Here is an 18,951-nt window from a genome sequence, read left to right as displayed (position 1 = left end):
CCGCCGGAAATCCGGCACGCGGCTCGTCTGGCGCCATCATGTTGCAGCGCGGGGGCAGGGGCAAATGCAATTATGACAAGCGCATCCCCGGCCGGGTGCATCGGGTGCATCGCCTGCATCCCGGCCGGGCGCGCCTGTCGGTTCAGTAGGTGACGATCTTGACCCGGTCGCCCGCCCGCACCGCTGCGTTGCTGGCCAGGCCGTTCAGCACCAGGAACCGTTCGACCTTGTACTCGTCGAACGCCATCCGCCCGGCCAGCGACTGCACCGTGTCGTTTGCGCGGACGGTGACGACGCGGACGTAGCGCGGCTTGATCTGAGCCGCCTGCGCCGCGGTCAGCGTGCGGAACGACTGGACCAGCGTGCTCGCCCCCCCAATGCCCTGACCCGCCGGGGCCAGAATGGCAAAGTGGAACGCGCGGTCCGGCGCGGTCTGATAGGCAAAGATCGTCACGTCCAGCTGGCGGTTGTCCGCCGTGGCCCGCACCGTCAGATAGGCGGCGGGCGTGCCGTTCACCGTCGTGCGCTGTGCGGCCGTCTGCGGCACCTGTCCGTTCTGACCCAACAGGTCGCCCAGCGCGGCGCGGGCATAGCTGTCCAGATTGCCGGTAAAGGCGCGGGTGGTGAACTGCGCCTGCACATTGCCGCCGGTGATCGACACGGCCTGCGTGCCGTTCGACATGCTAAAGCCCTGCGGCGCGGTAAAGGCGATGCGCAGATCGGGGTGCAGGAACTCGCGGCCCTGAATCACGCCCTGACGCGGATTGTCGCCGTACATCAGGCCGTCGATGGCGGTCAGGAACGCGTCGCGATTGCGCGGATACTGCGTGCCGCCAACCTTGGTCGCGTCATTCAGCGCGGTGCGCACGCGCGCCTGCGGCTCCGGATGGGTGCTGGCAAAGGCGGGGACGGACCGGGTCTGGCCGCTGATCTGGCCATTCAGGCTGTTTTGCGCGGCAAGGCTGGCCAGCATCGACGACAATGCGTCGGTATCCAGCCGCGCGCCGTTCAGATACCGGACGCCCAGCTGGTCGGCCTGTGTTTCCTGGCCCCGCGAATAGCCCAGCGTCGCCAGCTGTGCGCCGGTGCTGATGCCGCGGTTCAGGAACTGGCCCAGCTGGCCGTCACCGGCAACCGCGCCGACAATGACCTGGCCCAGCACGCCCAGGATGGAATTGCGCGTCGCCGTCCGCTGGCGGCTCTGCGAATGGCGGGCGGCGACATGGCCGACCTCGTGCCCCAGCACCCCGGCCAGCTCCGCCTCGTCGTTCATCAGCGCCAGCAAGCCACGCGTGACATAGATATAGCCGCCCGGCGTCGCAAAGGCGTTGTCGACCGGGCTGTCCAGCACCGTGACGGTGAAATCCGACGGGGAGGCTGACAGGCCGGACTGAACGGCGATGGTTCGCGCAACCCGCGTGACATAGGGGACCTGCGGCCCCGTCCATGCGCCGCCGAACTGCTGGATCAGTTCCTGGCTGATCTGCTGCCCCTGCTGCCGTTCCGCCGCCGTGATCGGCTGGGCCGCCGCGACCTGCGATCCGGCGGGCCGGGTCTGCGCCGCACCCGGAACGGCGGCTGCCGCGATCAGGGCGACGGCGGTGCCGGCGGTGAACATCTGCCTCATGGACATGGCGATCCCCTTCCTCATGTTTCTCGAAACTAGAAGGGCAAAATGGTCGTGACCGTCAATCGTTCCCATGGCGTGACGATGGGTGCCTCATGCGGTCAGTCGCTTGGTGAACCCCTTTTCGCCGGAATATTCGGCCGGAATGGCCTCGACATGATCCACCCGGCCACGCCCCGGCCCCTCCCGGCACGCCTCCAGCAGGACGCCCAGCGCAGCATCGTCGCCCGTCGCCAGAATCTCCACGCTGCCGTCCGCACGGTTGCGCACCCAGCCGACCAGGCCGTGCTGCCGCGCGATCCGCACTACAAAGTCCCTGAAGCCGACCCGCTGGACCAGCCCCGTTACCAGCATTCGCTGTGTCGCCATTGCTACCTTACACGTTTCACGAACACGCGGCCCCCATCGCGCCGCTCGATCTGGAAATTGGGGACGGCCTCCATCAAATCGGAAAGCCGCGCATAGCCGAAATTGCGGGTGTCGAAACTGGACCGGTTGCCGGCCCGCTGGCCGACATCGGTCAGGCTGGCAAACCCGCGCTCGTCGCGCTTGGCCGAATTATAGGCATCGATCAACAATTTGATGAGTTCCGCGTCATCGACCGGCGCGGCCTTTGCCGGATGGACGGGGGCGGGGCTGCCATCCTTGTCGGTCAGCGCGGTCACGTCGATGAACCGGGTACACGCCTCGCGGAACCCCTCGGGCGTCCGGTCGGTGCCAAAGCCATAGACGGGCAGGCCGTCCTGGCGGATGCGCATGGCCAGCGGCATGAAATCGCTGTCCGAACTCATGATGCCGAACCCGGTGACGCGGCCGCGGTGGAGCAGGTCCATGGCATCGATCGTCATCCGCATGTCGGTGGCGTTCTTGCCCTTGGTGATGTCGAACTGCTGATACGGCTCCAGCCCGTGGCGCAGCGACTGGTCCTGCCACCCCTTCAGCGCCGGTTTCTTCCAGTTGCCATAGACGCGGCGGATATTGACCGTGCCCAGCTCGGCCAGCACGGTGAGCACCGGGTCGAGCGAATTGGGTGAGGCATTGTCGGCATCGATCAGCAGCGCGACATTGCCCCCGGATGCGCTGCCATTGCCGTTCACTGTGCTCATGGCGCCAACCCTAACCCGAATTGACGCGCCGGGCCACGCCATCCTGCTCCGGCTGGCGCGGGTTTAAAGGCGTTCCGGCGCGAAATGCGGTCCGTTACGCTGCGTCGGGATAGGTGATCGCCGTCACCTCATATTCCTTCTCGCCCGCCGGCAGCATCACACGGCGCAGGTCGCCGACCGCCGCCCCGCGCAATGCCCGCGCGATCGGGGCGTTCCATCCCACCCGTCCGCTGCCCGCATCCGCCTCGTCATCCCCGGTCAGGGTCAGGACGCGCTCGCGATCCTCCTCGTCCACGATGGTCACCGTCGCGCCGAACCACACGCGGCTGCGATCCTGTTGCCGGGCGGGATCGACGATCTGCGCGGCCTTCATCCGCCTGGCCAGCCAGCCCAGCCGCCGGTCGATCTCGCGCAGCCTCTTGCGGCCATAGATATAGTCGCCGTTTTCCGACCGGTCGCCATTGCCCGCTGCCCAGGAAATCACCTCGACCAGCTTCGGCCGCTCGTCACCGAACAACTGGTCATATTCCGCCTTCAGCGCGGCATAGCCGGCAGGGGTGATGAAATTGGGGCGCTGTTCCATGGCCGGGGGCATAGCGCCATCCGCCCGCAATCGTCATCCCGGAAGCCGATTTTCTTCAAATCGCAGAGTTGATCAGAAAATCGAGCTGTCCGGGATCCATCTCAAGGAAAGCCCCAGCCTCCGCGTGGGTCCCGGAGTGCAAGGCTTTCGGGGATCACACCCGAACGGTGTCGGCCCGGCGCCTCAGCCCGGCTGTCCCTTGCCCAGATACCAGCTCATATGGTGCGGCCCGCGCGATCGCGCCCGTTGCGGGTGCATCAGGTCATAGACGACGGCGTTTTCCAGTACGCGCTGGACATAGTTCTTCGTCTCGAAAATCGGGATCGCCTCGACCCACCGGACCATGTCCACGCTGCCGGTGCGCGGATCGCCATTGGCGGCCAGCCATTTGTTCACATTGCCCGGCCCGGCATTGTACGCCGCAACGGCCAGCGGATAGCTGCCGCCATAATAATCCAGCATCCGCTGGAAATAGCCGCTGCCCAGCTGGATGTTGTACCCGATATCGCGGGTCAGCGCCGATGCGTCATAGCTGAGGCCCAGCTTGCCCGCCTGTTCCCGCGCCGTGCCGGGCATCAGCTGCATCATGCCGCGCGCGCCCGCATGGCTGATCGCTTCCCGGTCGAACTGGCTTTCCTGCCGCGCAATGGCGTGGATCATCGTCCAGTGCTGATCCTGACCCATCGGCACCGCGATGGAGGGGTAACCCGCGGCGGTATAATCGGACAGGCCGTTCAGCAGCGCCGACCGGCCCACCATGACGCCCAGGTCTGGCCGGCCCAGTGTGCCCGCCAGCTCGGCGGCCAGCGCATGATCGGTGTCGCTGGTCGCGTCATTCGCGATCTGGCGCACGAACAGCGTCTGTTCCTTGCGCTGACCCGTCGCGCCCAGATATCGGGCGGCGCGCACCACCTCCCGGTTCATGAACGTGCGGCGGGCATCGTCGCCGACCATGATCTGGCTCTGCCCCGGCGCGCGATAGGATTGGCCCAGCCGCTCCAGCGCCAGTTGCCCATAGTATAGGTCGGGATAGCCGCCGGCCCGCGCATACCATTGCTGCGCGCCCGCACGGTCGCCCGCAGCCTCTGCCGCGCGGCCTGCCCAGTAATAGCCCTTCGACCGGGTCTGCGGCGTGCGCGACCCGTTGCCATAGCGGCTGAACATCCCCACCGCGTCCGCCGGCCGCGCCAGCCGGTCCATCGCCGTGGTGCCGGCCAGCCAGACCAGGCTGGTATAATCGTCCCGCTCGCCCAGCGATTTCACGCTGACATCGGTGCCCGCCGGATAGGCGTCATCGACCTGCGACGCGATCTGCCACGCCACCAGATGCTGCCCGTCCGCCGCCGCCGCGCGGGCATTGGTCAACAGCACCTCGAACCATTTTTCCGCATCGGCGGGCAGGGTGGTCAGCTGGCGCGGCTGGGCCAGCAGCGCGCGGGCAGCAATGCTCTGATTGTTGTTGCGCAGCCAGCTTGCCCGGTCCGCGATCAGGCCGGGGTCGCTCCGCCCAAGGTCAGGCGGCAACAGCGCGGCGTCGGCGGCATTGGTGCGATAGGAAAGGCGCGCGGCAAACATCGACCGCATGGCGGGCGAGGTATAGCCCAGCTGGCGCTGCGCGGTGCTGGTCGCGTTCTGCCACAGCAGCCGGTCCATGCGCGCATCGTGATCGGCCGGGGTCAGCGCGGCGCCGAACCGCGTCAGGATCAGCATCTCGTCCTGCGGGCGAAGGCTGCCCGCGCGCCACGCCCGCTGCGCGGCGGCGCTTGCCTCTGCCGTGCGGCCCAGCGCGGCCAGCGCCTCGGCATGACGGGCATGGCCCGCCCCGGTCAGCGGGGGAAAACGGGTAAAGAACCGGTCGGCCAGCGCCGGGTCCCCGATCCCCGACAGGCTGGTTTCCGCGGCCGCACGGCGGCTGCGCTCGCCGGGCCAGCCGGGATGGGCCAGCATGAAATTGGCATATTCGGAAAAGGACAGATTGTCCGATTGCTGCAACCGCCGCCACCCGTCGATCGTCGTGGCAATGGGGTCATAGGGGACGGGGGCCGCCGCTGTGCCGCTTCCGGGCACCGGCTGGACGATTTCCTGGGGCGCGATGACGGCCGCGGTTCCGGCGAACAGGCCAGTGCCGCTGGCGATCCAGGCGATACTCTGCCAAAACCAGTGCTGCATACTGGACATCATACGGAATGCCGCCCTATTGGCCAGCCGCAATCGTCGCGGGAAAAGGGTTTTTCGTCCATGTCGCTCTCCGGTTCGATCCCCGCGCTCGTCACCCCTTTCGTCGACGGCGCGTTTGTGGAGAGCATCTACCGCGATTTTGTTGAATGGCAGATTGCCGAGGGCTCATCGGCGCTTGTCCCCTGCGGCACGACGGGAGAGGCGGCGACGCTGACGGCGGAGGAGCATTTCCGCATCGTCCGCGTCTGCGTCGAACAGGCCGCTGGGCGCGTGCCGGTGATTGCGGGCGCCGGGTCCAATGATACCCGCGTCGCCATCGCCAATATCCGCGCGGCACAGGACATGGGCGCCGATTATGCCCTCATGGTCCCGCCCTATTACAACCGCCCCAATCAGGAGGGGATTTTCCGGCATTTTGAGGCGATCGTGAACGCCTGCGACCTGCCGATCATCCTCTATAATGTGCCGGGCCGCACGGTCACCGATTTCGCCGTTTCCACCATCGGGCGGCTGGCCCATGCGTTTCCGACCATTGTCGGCATCAAGGACGCGACCGGCGCCATCGCCCGCGTCTCGGCCCAGCGCGCGGCGGCGGGGGCGGATTTCGTCCAGCTGTCGGGCAATGACGACATGGCACTGGCGTTCAACGCGATGGGCGGGGTGGGGTGCATCTCGGTCACCGCCAATGTCGCGCCGCGCCTGTGCGCCGAATTTCAGGCCGCGTGCCAGTCCGGCGATTATGCCGCTGCACTGACGGTTCAGGACAAGCTCTGGCCGCTGCACGACGCGCTGTTCACCGACGCCTCGCCCGGCCCGGTGAAGTACGCGCTCGGCCGCGTCCGCACGGGCTTTCCCACCGAACTGCGCCTGCCCATGACCCCGCCGGGCGAAGCAAGCCGCGCGGCGGTGGACGCCGCGCTGGCGCTGGCGGGGCTGATTTAGGGGCATTCCTCCCGAAAGTGGTCCTTCGGCTTCCTGCTCAATTGTGACGATTCGTTAACGACAGACAGTCGATTGCTTGCTCCGATCAATCAACGAAACGCTTTCCTTGGCGTTGCCGATAGGCAGGAAGCTAAAGTCGAATCAATTCGATCAGCCTTTAGTGGGATAGCGTTAGATCGCATATCGATAATATCTGGCGAAAGATTTGACTTCTTACCCAGATCTTCAGTTACCTTTTTCCAATATAAAAATTGCTTTTTATAAATATTACGTTGGTAATCATCTGATAAAGACAAAGATATTGCAAATTTTGTGTAAACTCGACATTCCATTGCTTGTGCCATAGTTAAATCGTCTGCAGAATTATATCCCGATAAGGGTGCATTCAATATCGGCATGGCAGAAAACAACAATAAATTTATAATCATTCTATAAAACTCCAAAAATTTATTAACTTTAGATAAAATTTTAATCAAGAATAATTTAAACGACGGCACTTAATAGTGCAACGCTTTATTTCATTCGGGTTCGAACCGATATTGTTGAGGGTGCTTAGAAAAGTTGCTAATCGAAAAAAAGCCACCGATCCGTCATCCGTTCGTAAACGGCCAGTGGCTCGTTATGTCCAAAGCCCTCGTCCTCAACATCGCGGCATAAGGTCTCCGCTTCCCCTTCGCGCTTCCCGCTTCCCTTTCGTGTCCGGCCTCCCTACATCGCGCGCTCCATGGCCCGCCCGCGTCCCGCCCTGTTCGAAAAAGCCAAGACCGTCGCCGAGAACCGGCGCGCCCGGTTCGATTATGCGATCGAGACGGTGTATGAGGCCGGGATCGCGCTGACCGGGACAGAGGTGAAGAGCCTTCGCTTTGGCGAGGGGTCGATCGTCGAATCCTATGCCGAGGTAAAGGATGGCCAGGTGTGGCTGGTCAATTCGACCATCCCGGAATTTAGCCATGGCAACCGGTATAATCACGAACCCAAGCGCCCGCGTAAACTGCTCCTTCATGAGCGCGAGATAAGGAAGCTGCACGGCGCGGTGGCGCGCGAGGGGATGACCCTGGTGCCGCTGTCCGTGTATTTCAACGGGCGCGGCCGGGCCAAGGTCGAGCTGGCACTGGCCAAGGGCAAGAAGGCGCATGACAAGCGCGAGACCATCAAGGAACGCGACTGGAAGCGGGAGCAGCAGCGCCTGCTGCGCGACCGTGGCTGATCCGGTGGCGGGTCGTCGCCTGATCGACCGCTTTCTGGCGGCCATGCCGACCCGCGAACAGTTGGCTGATCACCGGCTGACCCGGCCCTTTGCCAATCGCGTGCTGGCCCCGTCGCTGTGGCGCTTTACCCGCCGGTCGGTGCCGCGCGGCGTCGCGCTGGGCGTCGTGACCGGCATCATGGTGCCGGTGGCGCAGATTCCGGCGACCGCGCTGCTCGCCCTGCCGCTGCGCGCGAACATTCCGGCGGCGGCGGCGACCACGTTCATCACCAACCCCTTCACCACGCCGCCCATCTGGGTTGCCGCCTATGTCGTCGGCAAATGGTTGCTGCGGCTGGATGAAAAGCTGCCCGGCAATCCGATCAGCGCGGGTGCCGCCGCCGCCAATCGCGGCTGGCTCGACTGGCTGTTCGTCGAAGCGGGACCGGCGACGCTGACCGGGCTTGTCCTGTTTTCCATCCTTGGCGCGATCATCGCCTATTTCGGCACGGCGCTCGGCTGGCGCTGGTGGATCGGCCGCAAATGGCGCCGGTCGCGCAGCACCGTGGCATCGGGCGTTCGAAACCAGCGTCCGACCGGTTGACCGGGCGTAACAGCGGACTAAGACAGCGCATCCTCATTCTTGTGTGAAGGAAGCGTCCATGCGGTTGTCCGCTCTCACCCTGTCTCTTCTTGCCAGCGCGACCATGATCGGTGCCTGCGCGCCCACAGCGACCACGACCCCGGCGGAAACCGCCTCGGCCCCGTCCGAAGCGCCTGCGGCAAAGGCACCGCCCACCTATGGCAGCTTCGGTTTCGACACGGCCGGCATGGACCGCAGCATCGCGCCGGGCGACAATTTCTACGCCTTTGCCAACGACGCCTGGTCAAAGGCGACGCCGATCCCGGCCGACAAGTCGAATTACGGCATGTTTACCGTGCTGGACGACCTGTCGAGCAAGCGGACGCGCGAAATCTTGGAAGCGACCAAGGGCGACGCGAACAGCAAGATCGGCACCGCCTATGCCTCGTACCTCGATACCGCGGCGATCAACGCGGCCGGCCTTGCGCCCATTCAGCCCTGGCTGGGCCAGATCAAGGCGCTGAAGGACAAGGCGGGCTATCCCGCGCTGGTGGCCGACGCGCAGAAGAACGGCGTCGGCGGTCCCTTCGGCGCCTATGTCAACAACGATGACAAGAACCCCAATGTCTATGCCGTGACGATGGTGCAGAGCGGCCTCGGCATGCCCGACCGCGACTATTACCTGTCGGCCGAACCGCGGCAGGTAAAGGTGCGCGAGGCGTATCTGGCCTATCTGACCAAGATGATGACGCTGGCGGGCGAACCCAATGCGGATGCGCGGGCCAAGGCGCTGCTCGATTTCGAAACGGCCATCGCAAAGGTCCACTGGACCCGGACCGAGAGCCGCGACGCGGAAAAAACCTATAACAAGCGCACGCTGGCCCAGCTGTCGCGCGAGGCACCGGGGTTCGATTTCGCCACCTATTTCAAGGGGCTGGGCGCCAATGTCGACAGCGTCATCGTGGCTCAGCCGAGCGCGGTCACCGGCATCGCCAAACTGATCGCCGCAACGCCGGTTTCGGTGCTGAAGGATCAGCTGCTGATCCGCTCGCTCAGCGGCTTTGCCGATGTGCTGCCGGAACAGTTCGACCGCGAACAGTTCGCCTTTTACGGCACCACCCTGTCCGGCACCCCGGAACAGGAACCGCGCTGGAAGCGTGCGGTCAACTTCACCACCGGCGCGCTGTCGGATGACGTCAGCAAGCTCTATGTCGCCAAATATTTCCCGCCGGAAACCAAGGCGGCGATGGACGAGCTGGTCCGCAACGTGACCGAGGCGATGGGCCGCCGCATCGATGCGCTGACCTGGATGGCACCGGAAACCAAGGCAAAGGCACGGGCGAAGCTCGCGTCCTTCACGCCAAAGATCGGCTATCCCGACCGCTGGCAGGATTATTCCGACCTGGAAATCCGCGCAGGCGACGCGCTGGGCAACAATCTGCGCGCCAATCAGTGGGCGCACCGCGACAATTTCAGCAAGCTGGGCCAGCCCATCCGCAAATGGGAATGGGGCATGACGCCGATGACGGTGAATGCCTATGCCAATCCGGTGATGAACGAGATCGTCTTCCCCGCCGCGATCCTTCAGCCGCCCTTCTTCGATCCCAACGCCGATCCGGCGGTGAACTATGGCGGCATCGGCGCGGTGATCGGCCATGAAATCAGCCATCACTTCGACGATCAGGGCCGCAAGTACGATCCCAATGGCGCGCTGACCGACTGGTGGACGGCCGAGGATGTGAAGCGGTTCGATGCGCTGACCGCGCAGCTGGTCAAGCAGTATGACGGCTATGAACCGCTGCCGGGCGTCAAGGTGAATGGCAGCCTGACCCTGGGCGAAAACATCGCCGATCTGGCCGGGCTGACCGTCGCATGGGATGCGTATCAGCATTCGCTGAACGGCAAGGCCGCGCCCGTGCTGGAAGGGTTCGGGCCGGAACAGCGTTTCTACCTTGGCTGGGCGCAGATCTGGCGGCGCAACTATCGCGAGGCGAACCTGCGTCAGCGGCTGCTGACCGATCCGCACTCGCCGTCGGAACAGCGCGGCTGGGTCGTGCGCAACCTTGATCCCTGGTATGCGGGCTTCAACCCGCAGCCGACGAACAAGCTGTATCTGGCGCCGGATCAGCGCGTCCGGATCTGGTAAGAACGGCGTTCCTGCGGCCGGGCGTTCTGATGCCCGGCCGCACTGTTTTGCGTGGCGCTTGACCGGGGCCCGGGGGGATCGGACAACCGGGGGATATCATGGCCAGTTCTCCCGTTCGCTCTGCCGATTCACTGCCCGCGCCGGCCGGTCCCGTACCGGCCGTGCTTGCTGCCGTCGCCGTTCTGGTGGCGGCGGGCCTCATCCTCTGGTTCGTGCGCGATCCGCGCTTTGCCGCCGGCTTTGCTGCGGTCGCCCTTGTTGCAGTTGCCTGTGCCGCCCTGATTGCCCGGCGCAGCGCCGCGCCGGTTTCGGATGCCGATGCGGTCGAACCGGACTGGGCGATGGCCCGTGCGCTGGCCGATGCGCTGGACGATCCGGCGGCCGTCACCGATCGCGCGGGCCGGCTGGTGTTCGTCAACGCCGCCTATGCCGAACGCTTTCCGGCATTGCCCGCACCCCCGCTGATGCCGATGAACGATCAGGACATTGCGAGCCTGACCATGGCGGCGCGCACGGCATGGACGGGCGGGTCGGGACAGGCCGATGACCTGATCCTCGACGGCCTGCCGGTCACGGCGCGGATCACGCGTGGCGGGGCACAGGGGCTGATCTGGCGCTTTACCCTGTCGGATGAGGCGACCCGGCTGTCGGCGCTGCCCGACCTTTTGTCCGGCGTGCTGGGCGACCGGCTGGGGCGGGCGGGGGTGATGGCCGTTCTGGTTCAGGGCGACGGGCGCATGGTCGCCGCATCCCGCGCGTTCCGCCAGCGCGCGCTGGGCGATGCGGCCGCGCCGGTTGCCGGGCGCGACATGACCCCCCTGATCGCGCCGGTCGATGACGATGTCAGCCGTTTTCGCCTGTCGCGAGAGGGGGAGGGGGGCGGTCTGCTGCGCTTCTTTCAGGTGCCGCTGGACGATGCCGATCATCCCGATGACGAAACCCCCATCCTGCTGGCGATGGTGGACGAGGAGGATCGCCCCGGCCCCGATTTCACCCATGCCGATGCCGGATCATGGCTGGAATCGATGATCGAACTGTTGCCGGGCGGCGTCGCGCTGCTCGACGAACAGGGGCGGCTGGCCTGCGTCAATCACGGCTTCTATCGCGCCACGCGCACGACCGCCGCCACGCGGCCAACCTGGCCCGGCGATCTGGTGGTGCGGGAGGACAAGGCCGCGCTTGCCGATGCCATCCACCGCGTTGCCCGGCCGGGGTCGCGGGCGACCGACCTGCCCGTGCGGATGCGCGATCGCCCCGATGAACCCGTATCGCTGCGCATTACCAGCCTGGGCACGATCGCGCGCGGCCGGGTGATGCTCGCGTTCAAGGATACGGGCGAGGAACAGGAACTGAAGCGTCAGGTGGCGCAGGCGATCAAGATGCAGGCGGTGGGTCAGCTCGCCGGCGGCGTCGCGCACGATTTCAACAATATCCTGACCGCAATCCTCGGGCATTGCGACCTCATGCTGATGCGCCACGATCCCGGTGACGGCGATCATGACGATATTCAGCAGATCCGGTCCAACGCCAATCGCGCCGCCAGCCTGACGCGTCAGCTGCTCGCCTTTTCGCGGCAACAGACGCTGCGGCCGCAGGTGCTTCAGCTGCCGGACGTGATTTCGGAGGTGTCGGCCCTGCTCAAACGGCTGCTGGGCGAAACCGTCGATCTGGTGGTTCAGCACGGGCGCGGCCTTGGCCCCGTGCGCGCCGATCCGGGTCAGCTGGAACAGGTGGTCGTCAATCTGGCGGTCAATGCGCGCGATGCCATGCTGGCCAAGCATCCCAATGGCGGCGGCGTGCTGCGCATCGAAACGCTGTCGGTGACGGCCGCCGATATCCGCAGGCGCGGCGACGGCGTGCTGCCAGAGGGCGATTACACCGCCCTGCGCGTGTCCGACACCGGGTCGGGCATCCCGCCGGAGATTCAGGCAAAGATCTTCGAGCCCTTTTTCACGACGAAGGAAACCGGCAAGGGCACGGGCCTCGGCCTGTCCACCGTCTATGGCATCGTCAAACAGTCGGGCGGCTATATCTTTGCCGATTCGGAACCGGGGCACGGATCGACCTTCACCATCTATCTGCCCGTCCACCGCGCCACGGCACCGACGGCCCGGCCCGTCCGCGGCCCGTCCGCGCCCGCCGCGCGGGCAGAGGGGGCCACTGCGCCGCCCGACCTGTGGGGCACCGGCACCATCCTGCTGGTCGAGGATGAGGACATGGTCCGCGCCGTCGCCGAACGCGCGCTGTCGCGTCAGGGCTATACCGTGCTGACCGCCGAAAATGGCGAGGTTGCGATGCAGATGCTGGGCGATGGCCTGCGCCCGGACCTGCTCATCACCGACGTCGTCATGCCGGTGATGGACGGCCCGACCCTGGTTGGCCATGTCCGGGAAGCGTTCCCCGCCATGCCCATCCTGTTCATGTCCGGATATGCCGAGGAACAGGCGCGCAAGCAGATCACGATCGACAATGTGGCATTTTTGCCAAAACCCTTTTCGGTCCAACAACTTGCACAAGCCGCGCGAGACGTTATGACGGCGCAATGAACGCTGGCGATGCGACGTCCGCGTCGATAGGATTGTTGCATGACCGTTTCGCCTGCCCGTATCCTTGTTGTTGAGGACGAGCCACTGATCGCCATGATGATCGAGGATTTTCTCGACCTGCTCGGCCACAGCATGGCCGGACAGGCGGACAGCGTCGATCAGGCGCTGGCCATGGTCGATGCGCGCGGGTTCGATGCGGCGATTGTCGACGTCAATCTGCGCGGCGGCGAACAGTCCTGGCCCGTGTCCGATGCGCTGGCGGCGGCGAACATCCCCTTTGCGCTGGCGACGGGCAGCGGCGGCGACGATATCCGTGCCGAACATCATGGCCGCCCGATCCTCGCCAAACCCTTTACACTGGATCAGGTCGAACGGACGCTGGCGCAGCTGATCGGCTGATCGCCGCTGGTTCCGGCCAATCCTTTGGCACGGGCGGGTTCATTTTCGTTCCCCACTTGTTCCCATGGAACAAATGCGATACATGACGTTCAATTCGATTGAACGCATGACGCATTTCTTCTAGCGACGGGGACGAACAATGGCCGCGAAACTGAAGGTGATCGACACCGATATGGCGACTTCCACGGATCGGCAAAAGGCGCTCGACGCCGCCCTGGCGCAGATTGACCGCGCGTTCGGCAAGGGCTCGGCGATGAAGCTGGGGCAAAAGGAAACGATGCAGGTGGAGGCGATCTCCACCGGCTCGCTCGGCCTCGATATCGCGCTTGGCGTCGGCGGCCTGCCGCGCGGCCGCGTGATCGAGGTGTATGGCCCGGAAAGCTCGGGCAAGACCACGCTTGCCCTGCATGTGATTGCTGAGGCGCAGAAGGCGGGCGGCACCGCTGCCTTCGTCGATGCCGAACACGCGCTCGATCCCGTCTATGCCAAGAAACTGGGCGTCAACATCGACGAACTGATCGTGTCTCAGCCGGATACCGGCGAACAGGCGCTGGAAATCACCGACACGCTGGTCCGGTCGAACGCGATCGACGTGCTGGTGGTCGATTCGGTCGCCGCGCTGGTGCCGCGTGCGGAAATCGAGGGTGAGATGGGCGACAGCCATGTCGGCCTTCAGGCCCGCCTGATGAGCCAGAGCCTGCGCAAGCTGACCGGTTCGATCAGCCGCTCGCGCTGCATGGTGATCTTCATCAATCAGCTGCGCATGAAAATCGGCGTGATGTACGGCAACCCGGAAACCACGACCGGCGGCAACGCGCTGAAATTCTACGCCTCGGTCCGGCTCGACATCCGCCGCACCGGCCAGATCAAGGACCGCGACGACATCATCGGCAACGCCACGCGGGTCAAGGTGGTGAAGAACAAGGTCGCTCCGCCGTTCAAGCAGGTCGAATTCGACATCATGTATGGCGAGGGCATCTCGAAGATCGGCGAGATCCTGGACCTGGGGGTCAAGGCCGGCCTGGTCGAAAAATCGGGTGCCTGGTTCAGCTATGACAGCGTCCGCATCGGTCAGGGCCGCGAAAACGCCAAGACCTTCCTCAAGGAAAATACCGAACTGTGCGCCAAGCTGGAAGCAGCGATCCGTGCGCGCACGGAAAAGGTGGCCGAGGAGATGATGACCGGCCCCGATGCCGAGGATGATGTCGACGACATGTAATCGCCTGCTGCTGCGGCAGGGATAAGGATCGGCGCGGCCCGGTGGAACGTCCACCGGGCCGCGCTCGTTTTGCGGTTCATCCCGTCCCGCCCCGCCGATTGACACCCGGCGGCGAAACCGGTCCAACATTGCTGCAACGGTCAGTCCGCACTGACCGCCGCTTCACGGAGCCACCGCCATGACCCTTCGCGTCCATCACCTCGAAAACTCCCGGTCGCAGCGCATCCTGTGGATGCTCGAGGAACTTGGCCTGCCCTATGAGGTGATCCGCTATCAGCGGGATAAGGTCACGATGCTCGCCCCGCCGGAGCTGAAGCGGGTTCATCCGCTCGGCAAGTCGCCGGTGATCGAGGATCATGGCCGCGTCGTTGCGGAAACCGGCGCGATCATCGACTATCTGGTCCATCATGCCGATGGCCGCCTTGGCCCGCCGTCGCACCGCGACGATGCCCTGCGCTGGACGTTTTTCATGCACTATGCCGAAGGGTCGCTGATGCCGCCGCTGCTGGTCAAGCTGGTGCTGTCCAAGGTGCCGTTGCTCGGCGGCATCGCGCAGAAAAAGCTTCAGCCGATGATCGACGTCCATCTCGATTATGTCGAGGCGGAACTTGCCAGCCGCCCGTGGTTCGCCGGCCAGTCCTTTACCGCCGCCGACATCATGATGAGCTTCCCGCTGGAGGCCGCCCGGTCCCGCGCCGGGCTGGACGGCCGCTACCCCGCGACCACCGCCTGGCTCGACACCATCCACGCCCGCCCCGCCTATCAGGCCGCGCTCGCCGCCGGCGGCCCCTATGCCTATGCGTGATCGCCGTTGGCACTTGGCCATCGCCGGCCTGGTCCTTGCCGGCCTGACCGGTTCATTCGCCGTGTCCCGATCGGATGCCCAGGTGGCGGCTCCCCCGTCCGATGACGGGCCGGATATCGTCGTCAACGGCGTCGCCGGGATCGTGGTCAACGGTCGCGTGCGGCGCTGCACGCCGCTGCGCGACGATCCGGCCAACGCCGTGGACGTGACCAGCGGATGGGACGGCTCCAGCCTGATGACGGTCGTCCCGGGCAAGTCGGGTGGCTTTGCCTTTGTCCCCAATGCCGAACAGATCACTGGCCCGGATTATTGGCAGCGCACCGGCATCGGGCTTCACCGCTATGTGTTCCGCTCGCCTGCCGACGGCGCGCCGATGTGCATCGGGGCACGCAATGGCGGCGCCAATCATGCGGCCTTTCGCCGGATCGTCGATGCGGCGCCCTATCGCGGCCAGCGGGTCCGCTTCACCTTGTGGGTAGCGGCGCATGCCGTCGATCAGGTCAATTTCTGGGCGGCCGCCGGGACGGCGTGGCAACAACCCGAATCATCCGGCGCCCAGGATCCCGCCGCTCGGCCGGAACAGGCAGAGCGGCCCAGGCGGCTGCTCAACGGCGGCAACACCAATTCGCAGCCCTTCGCCGGGACGCGCGGCTGGACGCCGGTGATGGTTGAGATCGGCCCGATTGCGCCGGACGCCGATCATGTCAGCTATGGCTTCGCGCTGGTTGGCGGCGGCGATGTCTGGGCGTATCGCCCGATGATCGAAGCGGTGCCAGCCACGCCGGGTGTGACGGGGGACACGCTGGTCATCGGACGCGAATGGCGGCCGCCACGACCGGTAACGGCGGATTGATCGTCGCCCGTCTTCGCCGCAACGCAGCGTTTTTTGTGGCGCCCGTCTCGACTTGTGCCCGACCCCCCGGCTAGGCTGGCGGCGCTACGGCAGGATAAGGGGACGCATACGGCATGACGACAGCGACGGTAACGGGCGAGGGGGGGCGCGGCCTGTCGCTGCAATGGCAGATGGGCATCGGCTTTGCCGCGGGCCTGCTGATCGGTCTGGCGGTGCATTACGGCGCGGGCGATGCGGCCTGGGTCAAGACGCTGACCACCTATGTCACCGCGCCGCTGGGCCAGCTGTTCCTGCGCCTGTTGTTCATGCTGGTCATCCCGCTGCTGTTCTCGGCGCTGGTCGTCGGCATCGCGGAAATGGGCGAAATCCGCTCGCTGCGCCGCATCGGCCTCAAAACGCTGGGCTGGACCATCGTCGCATCGACCATCGCCGTCATCGTCAGCCTGGTGCTGGTCAATCTGTTGCAACCGGGCAGCGGCGTCGATCCCGACGTCGCGCGCCAGATGCTGGCCGATGGCAAGGGCGCGGCCGGATCGATCCTGGAACGCACCGCCACGACGCCCAGCGGCATGGACGCGCTGCTCGCCATCGTGCCGACCAACATCGTCACCGCCATGGCGAACAACGACATCCTGGCCGTGATGTTCTTTGCCCTGTTCTTCGGCATCGGGCTGGTGCTGGTCGACCGGCCGGAAACGGAATCGATCAAGCGCGCGATGCAGGGCCTGTTCGAAATCTCCATGCGCCTGATCGGCGTCGTCATCCGTCTGGCCCCGATTGCGGTATTCTGCTTCATGTTCAATCTGGCCGCGCTGTTCGGATGGGACCTGCTCGTTCGCCTGTCCGCCTATGTCGGCGTGGTCGTGCTGGCGCTCGGCGTCCAGATGTTCGTCATCTTTCCCGCGCTGCTGATGATCGTCGCCAAACGCTCGCCCATTCAGTTCTTCCGCGATGTGCAGGAAGCGATGGTGATGGCCTTTTCCACCGCCAGTTCGAACGCCAGCCTGCCGACGGCGCTGCGCGTGGCGGATGAAAAGCTGAAACTGCCGGCAAAGGTCGGACGTTTCGTCCTCACCATCGGGGCCACCGCGAACCAGAACGGCACGGCCATGTTCGAAGGGGTGACGGTCATCTTCCTGGCGCAGTTCTTCGGCGTCGATCTGTCGCTGTGGCAACAGGTGACGGTGATGCTGATCTGCATCCTGGGCGGCATCGGCACGGCGGGCGTCCCTGCCGGATCGCTGCCGGTCGTCGCCCTGATCCTCGGCATGGTCGGTGTCCCGCCGGAGGGGATCGGCCTGGTCCTTGGCGTCGACCGGTTCCTCGACATGTGCCGCACGACGCTGAACGTCACCGGCGACCTCGCGCTCGCCACCCTGGTCGCGTCGGGGGAGGACGGCGCGGACGAGCCGCTGCCCGCATGAGGCTGACCCGACGCGCGCTGATCGGCACGGCCGCACTCGCCCCCCTGGGGTTCAGCGCGGTTGCCCGGGCGATGGAGCCGGACCTGTCGGCACTGTCGCCCATTACCGGCGGGGCCCGGCCCATCGGCGCGCTTGAGCGCCGCGCCCGCCTGTCCCGCGCGCAATCGCTGATGAAGGCCGCGGGCATCGGCGCGGTGCTGATCGAACCGGGCGCCAGCCTGGTCTACTTCACCGGCGTCCGCTGGGGGCGCAGCGAACGGCTGACCGCCGCCGTCCTGCCGGTGGAGGGCGATCCCCTGATCGTTACTCCGTTTTTCGAGGAACCGTCGGTCCGCGAAACGCTGGGCATCACGGCCGATGTGCGGGTCTGGCAGGAGCATGAGGATCCGCTGGCCCTGGTCGCTGGCTGGCTGCGCGAACGCCGCCTTGCCGGCCGCCGGATCGGTATCGAGGAAACCGCCCGCTATTTCGCGGTCGACGGCCTTGCCCGCGCGCTGGGCGATGCGCGCCTGATCGTGTCCGCCAATCCGGTCGTGCGCGGTTGCCGCATGATCAAGACGCCCGCCGAAATCGCGCTGATGCAGGCCGCGTCCGACGTCACCATGGCCGCCTATCGCTGGACGCATCCGCGGATCGATGCGGGCATGTCCCCACGCGACATCGCCGCGATGATGAGCGCCGCGACGGTCAAACTGGGCGGCGAAGTCGCCTTCAACCTCATCCTGCTGGGTGAGGCATCGGCCTATCCCCACGGCACGCGAAAGCCGCAGCGGGTGACGCCGGGTGAGGTGGTGCTGATGGACTGCGGCGCCGTGGTCCATGACTATGAAAGCGATATCAGCCGCACCTTCGTCCACGGCACGCCGACCCCGGAACAGCGCAAGGTGTGGGGCGAAATGCGCCGGGGACAGGACGTGGCCCTGGCCGCCGCCCGCATCGGTGCGCCCGCGGGCAGCGTGGATGACGCCGTCCGCGCCTATTACGCCTCGCTCGGCTATGGCCCGGATTACAAACTGCCCGGCCTGTCGCACCGCACCGGCCACGGCATCGGCATGGACGGGCATGAGCCGATCAACCTCGTTCGCGGCGAATCGACGCCGCTCGCGCCCGGCATGTGCTTTTCCAACGAACCGGGCATCTACCTGCCCGGCAAGTTCGGCATCCGGCTGGAGGATTGCTTCCACATGACCGGCACCGGCCCGAAATGGTTCAGCCAGCCGGCCCGCTCGATCGACGACCCGGTGGGATGATGGGCGGCATGGCCCTGCCGCGACAGCGACAGCGGACACCCCCTTCACAAGTAGGATTTCGCCTGCTCCACTCTGCGGATGTCTGAACGCATTCGCCGGACCAG

The 18,951-nt window shown here is 65.6% G+C and carries 17 protein-coding genes; 11 read left to right on the top strand and 6 right to left on the bottom strand.

What is annotated here, in order from left to right; genetic code table 11:
* Positions 1-142: 142 nt before the first annotated feature.
* The 5 genes from NYR55_RS03270 to NYR55_RS03250 all read right to left on the bottom strand — a co-directional run bounded on the left by NYR55_RS03270 (position 143) and on the right by NYR55_RS03250 (position 5,485).
* Positions 143-1,627 carry a M48 family metalloprotease gene (locus NYR55_RS03270; RefSeq protein ID WP_260019809.1) on the bottom strand — a complete coding sequence of 495 codons (1,485 nt, stop codon included), beginning with the start codon at positions 1,625-1,627 and terminating at the stop codon, positions 143-145.
* A 93-nt stretch (positions 1,628-1,720) separates the two neighbouring features.
* Positions 1,721-1,981, bottom strand: a complete 261-nt coding sequence (locus NYR55_RS03265) for an acylphosphatase (protein ID WP_260019808.1) — start codon at positions 1,979-1,981, stop codon at positions 1,721-1,723.
* Positions 1,982-1,998: 17 nt separating this feature from the next.
* Positions 1,999-2,733, bottom strand: a complete 735-nt coding sequence (locus tag NYR55_RS03260; protein ID WP_260019807.1) for an NYN domain-containing protein — start codon at positions 2,731-2,733, stop codon at positions 1,999-2,001.
* Between the two features lie 94 nt (positions 2,734-2,827).
* Positions 2,828-3,316: a GreA/GreB family elongation factor gene (locus tag NYR55_RS03255; protein WP_260019806.1), complete on the bottom strand. Its 489-nt coding sequence runs from the start codon at positions 3,314-3,316 to the stop codon at positions 2,828-2,830.
* A gap of 183 nt (positions 3,317-3,499) precedes the next feature.
* Positions 3,500-5,485 carry a lytic transglycosylase domain-containing protein gene (locus tag NYR55_RS03250; protein WP_260019805.1) on the bottom strand — a complete coding sequence of 662 codons (1,986 nt, stop codon included), beginning with the start codon at positions 5,483-5,485 and terminating at the stop codon, positions 3,500-3,502.
* A gap of 69 nt (positions 5,486-5,554) precedes the next feature.
* Here NYR55_RS03250 and dapA point away from each other — a divergent pair, with 69 nt between their 5' ends.
* Complete coding sequence (dapA, locus tag NYR55_RS03245; RefSeq protein WP_260019804.1) at positions 5,555-6,436, top strand: 4-hydroxy-tetrahydrodipicolinate synthase; 882 nt, start codon at positions 5,555-5,557, stop codon at positions 6,434-6,436.
* A gap of 89 nt (positions 6,437-6,525) precedes the next feature.
* On the opposite strand, the gene NYR55_RS03240 is transcribed toward dapA, so the two are convergent.
* Positions 6,526-6,912: a hypothetical protein gene (locus tag NYR55_RS03240; RefSeq protein WP_260019803.1), complete on the bottom strand. Its 387-nt coding sequence runs from the start codon at positions 6,910-6,912 to the stop codon at positions 6,526-6,528.
* 248 nt (positions 6,913-7,160) lie between these two features.
* Between NYR55_RS03240 and smpB the strand changes: the two genes are divergently transcribed.
* The 10 genes from smpB (at position 7,161) to NYR55_RS03190 (ending at position 18,847) form a co-directional block, all read left to right on the top strand.
* A complete protein-coding gene (gene smpB / locus NYR55_RS03235) occupies positions 7,161-7,643 on the top strand; it encodes an SsrA-binding protein SmpB (protein ID WP_260019802.1) in 483 nt (160 codons plus the stop codon).
* The gene (locus NYR55_RS03230) at positions 7,636-8,226 is read left to right on the top strand and encodes a DUF2062 domain-containing protein (RefSeq protein WP_347709651.1); all 591 of its coding nucleotides are present in this window, start codon (positions 7,636-7,638) and stop codon (positions 8,224-8,226) included. Before smpB ends, NYR55_RS03230 begins: the two co-directional genes overlap by 8 nt.
* 103 nt (positions 8,227-8,329) lie before the next feature.
* Positions 8,330-10,351 carry a M13 family metallopeptidase gene (locus NYR55_RS03225; protein WP_260021536.1) on the top strand — a complete coding sequence of 674 codons (2,022 nt, stop codon included), beginning with the start codon at positions 8,330-8,332 and terminating at the stop codon, positions 10,349-10,351.
* A gap of 98 nt (positions 10,352-10,449) precedes the next feature.
* A complete protein-coding gene (locus NYR55_RS03220; RefSeq protein ID WP_260019801.1) occupies positions 10,450-12,897 on the top strand; it encodes an ATP-binding protein in 2,448 nt (815 codons plus the stop codon).
* Between the two features lie 39 nt (positions 12,898-12,936).
* Positions 12,937-13,296, top strand: a complete 360-nt coding sequence (locus NYR55_RS03215) for a response regulator (RefSeq protein WP_260019800.1) — start codon at positions 12,937-12,939, stop codon at positions 13,294-13,296.
* A 139-nt stretch (positions 13,297-13,435) separates the two neighbouring features.
* Entirely contained in the window at positions 13,436-14,515 is a 1,080-nt protein-coding gene (gene recA, locus NYR55_RS03210) for a recombinase RecA (protein WP_279338667.1), read from the top strand.
* A gap of 178 nt (positions 14,516-14,693) precedes the next feature.
* Positions 14,694-15,320 carry a glutathione S-transferase gene (locus NYR55_RS03205; RefSeq protein WP_260019799.1) on the top strand — a complete coding sequence of 209 codons (627 nt, stop codon included), beginning with the start codon at positions 14,694-14,696 and terminating at the stop codon, positions 15,318-15,320.
* Positions 15,321-15,333: 13 nt separating this feature from the next.
* Positions 15,334-16,173 carry a hypothetical protein gene (locus NYR55_RS03200; protein ID WP_260019798.1) on the top strand — a complete coding sequence of 280 codons (840 nt, stop codon included), beginning with the start codon at positions 15,334-15,336 and terminating at the stop codon, positions 16,171-16,173.
* 113 nt (positions 16,174-16,286) lie between these two features.
* Entirely contained in the window at positions 16,287-17,597 is a 1,311-nt protein-coding gene (locus tag NYR55_RS03195; RefSeq protein ID WP_260019797.1) for a dicarboxylate/amino acid:cation symporter, read from the top strand.
* Positions 17,594-18,847 carry a Xaa-Pro peptidase family protein gene (locus tag NYR55_RS03190; protein ID WP_260019796.1) on the top strand — a complete coding sequence of 418 codons (1,254 nt, stop codon included), beginning with the start codon at positions 17,594-17,596 and terminating at the stop codon, positions 18,845-18,847. Before NYR55_RS03195 ends, NYR55_RS03190 begins: the two co-directional genes overlap by 4 nt.
* Positions 18,848-18,951: the final 104 nt, after the last annotated feature.

This window comes from Sphingomonas sp. BGYR3 (assembly GCF_025153455.1).
In the GTDB taxonomy this organism is placed as follows: Bacteria; Pseudomonadota; Alphaproteobacteria; order Sphingomonadales; family Sphingomonadaceae; genus Sphingomonas.
This window is presented reverse-complemented; position numbering and strand designations above follow the sequence as displayed.